Origin of the sequence: Bradyrhizobium sp. I1.14.4, from assembly GCF_050435825.1 — a bacterium.
GTDB lineage: Bacteria > Pseudomonadota > Alphaproteobacteria > Rhizobiales > Xanthobacteraceae > Bradyrhizobium.
In genome coordinates, this window is the sequence record NZ_JBNDLA010000007.1 from 345846 (window position 1) to 352549 (window position 6704).

Here is a 6704-nt window from a genome sequence, read left to right on the forward strand (position 1 = left end):
CGCACGGGGGCCGGGACGACACTGTGGCTATCCGCTGTTCCTCAGCCCCGCCGAAATCCCGTTGATCGTGATCTGAATCCCGCGCAGCACCTGCTCATCCGGGTTCTGCGCGCGATGTTCCTTCAAAAGCTCCACCTGCACGTGGTTGAGCGGGTCGAGATAGGGGAAGCGGTTGCGGATGCCGCGGTCCAGCAGCGGGTTGCCCTGCAGCAGCCGGTCGTGCCCCATGATGTCGAGCAGCGTCTCGATCGACAAATGCCACTCGCGACGGATCTGGCCAAAGATCTTTTCGCGCAACGCGACGTCTGGCACCAGCTCGGCATAGCGCGAAGCGATCGCGATCGAGCTCTTCGCCAGCACCATGTCCATGTTGGACAGCAGGGTGCGGAAGAACGGCCATTCCCTGTACAGCTCCTGCAGGAACGGCATGCCCTGCTCGGGATGCTCGGCGATCCAGCTCTCGACCGCCGCGCCGAAGCCGTACCAGCCCGGCAACATCAGCCGGCATTGCGCCCAGGAGAACACCCACGGAATCGCGCGCAGGTCCTCGATCTCGCGGGTCTTCTTGCGCGAGGCCGGACGGCTGCCGATGTTCAAGGTCGCGATCTCGTTGATGACGGTCGAGCCCCAGAAATAGTCGGCAAAGCCTTCGGTTTCATAGACGAGACCACGATAAGCCTTGAAGGCGAGCGCGGAAATTTCCTCCATCGCCTTCAGATATTCGGGGCGCGGCGCGCTCCGCCGCGGCTGCAGCAGGCTGGTTTCCAATGTCGCGGCGGCGAGGATCTCCAGATTGCTGCGGCCGACTTCGGCATTGGAATATTTCGAGGAGATGATCTCGCCCTGCTCGGTGATGCGGATCTGGCCGTTCACCGCGCCGCCCGGCTGCGCGATGATCGCGTCATAGCTCGGACCGCCGCCGCGGCCGACCGAACCGCCGCGGCCGTGGAACAGGCGCAGGCGGACGTGATGGCGCTCGAACACTTCGACGAGGCCGATCTCGGCCTTGTAGAGCTCCCAGCCCGAGGTGACGAAGCCACCGTCCTTGTTGCTGTCGGAATAGCCGAGCATGACTTCCTGCACGCTGCCGAGACTGTCGACCAGCTTGCGATAGTCGTGCAGCGCAAGCATGCGGTCCATGATGCCGCTGGACGCCTGCAGATCCTCGATCGTCTCGAACAGCGGCACGATGTTGATGGCGCTGCGGCCGGACGGATTGACCAGCCCAACCTCCTTCAGCAGCACCGCGACCTCCAGCATGTCGGACATGCCCTTGCACATCGAGATGATGCATTGGGAGATCACCTCGGGGCCGAATTTGGCGTGCGCCTCGGCCGCGGCACGGAACACGGCAAGCTCGCCTTGGGTTTCTTCGGAATATTTTACGAAGGGGGACACCAGCGGCCGCGCGTTGCGCAGCTCGCCGAGCAGCAGGGCGACACGCGCGTCCTCGCCGAGCGCCAGATAGGACATGCCGGGATTGGCGGTATCGAGCAGCTCGGCGATGGTGCGCTCGTGCACCGCCGAGTTCTGGCGGATGTCGAGCCGCGCCAGATGGAAGCCGAAGCAATCCACCGCCCGCCGCAACAGCCGCAGCCGGCCGCGCGCGATCACGCCGGAATTGTTCGCGATCAGCGAGCGATTGAGCACGTCGAGATCGGCCTGGAATTCTTTCGCGCTCGCATATGGCTCAGCCTTGCCGACCGGCGGCCGCCTGGTCTCGATCTCGAGCCTCCTGGCGGTGGCCGCCAATCTCGCATAGATGCCTGATACGGCCAGACGATAAGGCTCGCCGCTGCGATGCGGCGAGGTGTCGGGCGAGCGCTCGGCGAGGATCCGCAGCTCGTCCGAGACGTCGGCGAGGTGTGCCGCCAGCGACAGCTCGGCACCGAGCGCATGCAGCTCCTCGAGATAGAAGTTAATCGCCTGACTCGATTGCAGCCGCAGTGTGCCGCGCATCACCTCCGCCGTCACGAACGGATTGCCATCGCGGTCGCCGCCGATCCAGCTTCCCATCCTGAGGAACGAGGCGAGATCGCCGGGCTCTCCGCCCTCCTTGTTCAGGCGGTCCTCCAGCGCGCAATGCAGCCGCGGCACCTCCCGCAGGAAGGTGTAGTCGTAGAACGACAGGCCGTTGGCGACCTCGTCAAGCACGGTCAGCTTGGTCCGGCGCAGCAGGTTGGTCTGCCACAGCGTGACGACCGCACGGCGAAGCTGCTCGTCGCTGGCCTCGCTCTCCTCCGGCGTCATCTGCAGCCGCTCGCGGCGGTCGAGCAGATCGGCGATCTGCATCTCGCGGTCCATCGTGCTCTTGCGGCGGACCTCGGTCGGATGCGCGGTCAGCACCGGGCTGACCAGCGCGCTTTTGAAGAAGCTGCGCAGGTCGGCCGGGCTGATGCCGGCCTGCCGGGCATGGATCAGCGTCTGCTCCAGCGTGCTCGGCCGCGGCGCACCGCTGGGGCCGCGGCTGCGCATCTGGCGGATGTTGTTCTGGTCCTCGGCAATGTTGGCGAGATGGGAGAAATAGCTGAAGGCGCGGACGATCCGCAGTGTCTCGGCGATCGACATGCCGTCGAGGATGCCCTCCAGCTCGCGCCGCGCCAGCTTGTCCTCGTCGCGATGGAACCGGACCGATGTCTGGCGGATGCGCTCGACCAGGTCGAAGGCATCGGCCCCTTCCTGGTTCCGCACCGTATCGCCCAGCACGCGGCCCAACAGGCGGATGTCGTTCCGGAGCCGCGCATCCTCCTCCTGAGCCGTCGTTTCGAGAAGGCTGACCTCTGCAGCGCTCCCGGCACGGATATCGGTATCGGAAGGCATGATTTGGGAAGACAAGATCTGGGGAGACATGGCTCGCTACTCCAGAGGCTGCCCGGCTCCTCCCGAGTGTGCGCCTTTTTTGCCGCAGCGCAAGATGAACTTGGGAGCGGTGCACACCAAGCCCCTTCCAAGGCCTTCATCCAGAGGAATTGCCCTATATCCTCCGCCCCGCCCGCTCCCAATAGGGGTCGCGCAGACGCCGCTTGAAGATTTTTCCGGAATCCTCCCGCGGCAGGCTGGTCTGGATCTCGATGTGCTTGGGCACCTTGTAGTCGGCGAGCGCGGTCTTGAGCTGGGCACGGACGGAGGCGATATCGAGCGTCACGCCCGGCTGCGGCTCTACCACCGCCATCAGCGCCTCGCCGAACTCGGCATCGGGAATGCCGAACACCGCACAATCGTGCACGCCGGGGACCGCATGCAGCACCGCCTCGATCTCGGCCGGATAGATGTTGACGCCGCCCGAGATCACCATGTCGCGCTTGCGATCGCAGATGAAGACATAGCCGTCCGCATCGATATAGCCGACATCGCCCGAGGTGATGAATCCCTGCCGGTCGATCTCGGCTCGCTTCTCGGACTTGTTGTGATAGGTAAAATCGGGATTGCCCTTAATCCGCGAATAGATCTCGCCGATCTGGCCCTGCGCCACCTCGTTGCCGTCGTCGCCGATGAAGCGAAGCTCGGCGCCGGGCGAGATCTTTCCGACCGTGCCGGGCTTCTTCAGCGCATCCTGAGAATTGGCGAAGGTGACCGCTCCCGACTCGGTCGAGCCGTAAAACTCATAGATCACTGGCCCCCACCATTCGATCATGGCACGCTTGACATCGGGCGGACAGGGCGCGGCGGCATGGATGATGTGGCGCAGCGACGACATATCGTACTTCCTGCGCACCTCCTCCGGCAGCTTCATGAGGCGGATGAACATCGTCGGCACCATGAAGATGACGTCGATCCTCTCACGCTCGATCAGCTGCAGAAATTCCTCCGCGTCGAACCGCGGCATCAGCACCAGCGCGCCGCCGAGCTTGCCCGAGCGCAGCCCGAAGGAGTTCGGCGCGGAATGGTAGAGTGGTCCCGGCAGGATCGCCCGTGCCCCGGGCCTCAGGCCGTAGATCATCCCGCGCATCGCTTCCGCATTGGCGGTCTGTTCCGGCGTCGGCGCGAAGCGGCGCACGCCCTTGGGATGGCCCGTCGTACCCGAGGTGTAGATCATGTTCTGTGGCTGCGGCACCACCGGGCCGTCATAGCGCGGGAATTGCGCCAGCCAGGATTCGAAATCGATCGCGAAATCCGGCGTCGCGAGATGATCGGGATTGATCTTGTAGTTGGCGAGGATTTCCTGCGGCGTCGGCACGCTGAGCACGGTGACATCGGACGGGATCGCGCCGCGCAGCGGATGCAGCATGTCGGCATGGCCGATCAGGACGCGCGTGCCGGAATCCGTCAGCACGTAGCTGATCTCCTCCGGCTTGAAGTGCCAGTTGATCGGCACGCCATAGGCGCCGAGCCGCATCGCCGCGTAGGCGGCCTCGATGAAGGCAATGTCGTTGCGCATCAGCATGCAGACGCTGTCGCCCGGCTTGACGTCGAGCTTGTTCAGGCCGCTCGCAATTCGGTCGGCGCGCTCGGCAACCGCTGCGTGATCGCGCCGGCGATCGCCGCTGACGATGCCGAGGAAGGGTTGGGACGTTTCGCTCATTTTTGTCTTGTTCTTCGTTATTCGTTAGCGGCCCTGCTTGTTTTCGTCATCACCGGGCTTGTCCCGATGATCCACGTCTTCCTCGCCGCAACAAAGACGTGGACGGCAGGGCGTCTGTGCGAAGACGCGCTTCGCGCTTTTGCCCGGCCATGACGGCGACAACAGTTACCCAACATCCGCAAACCTTGGCGCGCGCTTCTCCAGATTGGCGCGCACGGATTCGGTCTGGTTCGGGCTGCCGAGCAGCTTCTGCTGTTCGACGGATTCCGCAAGCAGCGCGGCCGCCGGATCGACCGACAGATTGTTCAGCATCCGCTTTGCGGCACGGATCGCATCCGGGCTCTTGCCAGCGATCTCGCGCGCGACTTCCAGCGCCGCGGCCCGCGGGTCGTCGCAGACGCGGGTGGCGAGGCCATAACTTTGGGCCTCCTGCGCCGAGAAGATGCGGCCGGTGTAAGCAAGCTCGCGCAGGATGTCGTCGCGCACGAGGCTCGCGAGGATCGGCGTGCCCGCCATGTCCGGGACGAGACCCCACTTGATCTCCATGATCGACATCCGTGCGTCGGCCGAGAGGAAGCGCATGTCCGCGCCGAGCGCGAGCTGGAAGCCGCCGCCGAACGCGACGCCATGGACCGCGGCGATCACGGGCACCGGAAGCTGGCGCCAGCCCCAGACCGCTTGCTGCGCGAAATTGGCCTTGCCATGAGTGCGCACGGTGAGGTCGCGGTTCTCGCCACCCGGCACCCCGTTACCGCCGTCCTTCATGGCGGCGAACCGCCCCATATCGAGGCCTGCGCAGAAGGCCCGGCCCTCGCCGGACAGCACGACCACCCGAACGCCTTTTTCCCTGGAAAGCCGGTCGGTTGCGGCGACCAATGCCTCGAACATCGCGGCATCGAGCGCGTTCATCTTGTCCGCCCGCACCAGGCGGACATCCGCGATACCGTCTGAAACCGATATCGAAACGCGATCTTCCATCATTCCCTCCGCTTTGTCCTTGAGTTGGCGCTTTACACAAAGGCCGTTGTCCGGTTTTAGTCAATCGACCAATTAACTGACAACCCCCGTGGAGGAAAACGATGTTCAGCAATCAGCTTCTTGCCGGGCGGCGCATACTGGTAACCGGCGGTGGCACCGGCCTCGGCAAGGCCATGGCCTCGCGGTTCCTGCAACTCGGCGCCGAGGTGCATATCTGCGGCCGCCGCAAGAGCGTTTGCGACGAGACCGCCACGGAGCTGATGGCCGAGCATGGCGGGCGCGTGGTCAGCCACGGCGTCGACATCCGCAACGCCATGGCGGTCGACGAGATGATCGAGGCGATCTGGACCACCAGCGGTCCCCTCACCGATCTCATCAACAACGCCGCCGGCAATTTCATCTCGCGCTCTGAAGAGCTCTCGCCGCGCGGCTTCGACGCGGTCGCCAACATCGTGATGCACGGCACCTTCTACGTGACGCACGCGGTCGGCCGGCGCTGGATCGCCGGCGGCCATCGCGGCAACGTGGTGTCGATCACCGTGACTTGGGTGCGCAACGGCTCGCCCTACGTGGTGCCGTCGGCGATGAGCAAGTCGGCAATCCATGCCATGACGATGTCGCTCGCGATCGAATGGGGCCGCCACGGCATCCGTCTCAACACCATCGCGCCCGGCGAGATCCCGACCGAGGGCATGAGCAAGCGCATCAAGCCCGGCGACGAGGCCGGCGCGCGGACCAAGGCGATGAACCCGATGGGCCGCGTCGGCACCATGGAGGAGTTGCAGAACCTCGCGGTGTTCCTGATCTCCGGCGGCTGCGACTGGATCAACGGCGAGACCATCGCCATGGACGGCGCGCAGGCGCTCGCGATGGGCGGCAATTTCTACCAGCTCCGCGACTGGAGCGACGACGACTGGACCAAGGCGCGCGAGTCGATCAAGGCCCAGAACGAGAAGGATCGCGCGGCGCGGGGTTGAAGCAACAGCGCCCACCTCACCCTCCACGGTCGTCCCTGCGAAAGCAGGGACCCATAACCACCACTCGAAAGCAACCACCACTCGAAAGCACTGAGCACGCTGGGGCCACAGCGCGCCTGACAACTCGCTCCCGTGGTTGATGGGGTGGACGGCCCCCTACGGCATCAGTTGTGCCAGAATGAGGTTGTTGCAAATCTCAGACAAGGGAGCCGTCCGTGAGAGAGATT

General features: G+C 64.7%; 4 protein-coding genes. 1 reads left to right on the plus strand and 3 read right to left on the minus strand.

Features of this window, described 5'->3' with window-relative positions:
- Positions 1-27 precede the first annotated feature (27 nt).
- From ppc to ABIB78_RS17690, 3 genes are all read right to left on the minus strand, one after another.
- On the minus strand, positions 28-2835 hold the full coding sequence (gene ppc / locus ABIB78_RS17680; RefSeq protein WP_429026802.1) for a phosphoenolpyruvate carboxylase: 2808 nt from the start codon (positions 2833-2835) through the stop codon (positions 28-30).
- Positions 2836-2974: 139 nt separating this feature from the next.
- Positions 2975-4522 carry an acyl-CoA synthetase gene (locus ABIB78_RS17685; RefSeq protein WP_429026764.1) on the minus strand — a complete coding sequence of 516 codons (1548 nt, stop codon included), beginning with the start codon at positions 4520-4522 and terminating at the stop codon, positions 2975-2977.
- A gap of 165 nt (positions 4523-4687) precedes the next feature.
- Entirely contained in the window at positions 4688-5500 is an 813-nt protein-coding gene (locus ABIB78_RS17690) for a crotonase/enoyl-CoA hydratase family protein (RefSeq protein WP_429026767.1), read from the minus strand.
- 101 nt (positions 5501-5601) lie between these two features.
- Here ABIB78_RS17690 and ABIB78_RS17695 point away from each other — a divergent pair, with 101 nt between their 5' ends.
- Positions 5602-6477 carry an SDR family oxidoreductase gene (locus tag ABIB78_RS17695; protein WP_429026769.1) on the plus strand — a complete coding sequence of 292 codons (876 nt, stop codon included), beginning with the start codon at positions 5602-5604 and terminating at the stop codon, positions 6475-6477.
- The last annotated feature ends 227 nt before the right edge of the window (positions 6478-6704 follow it).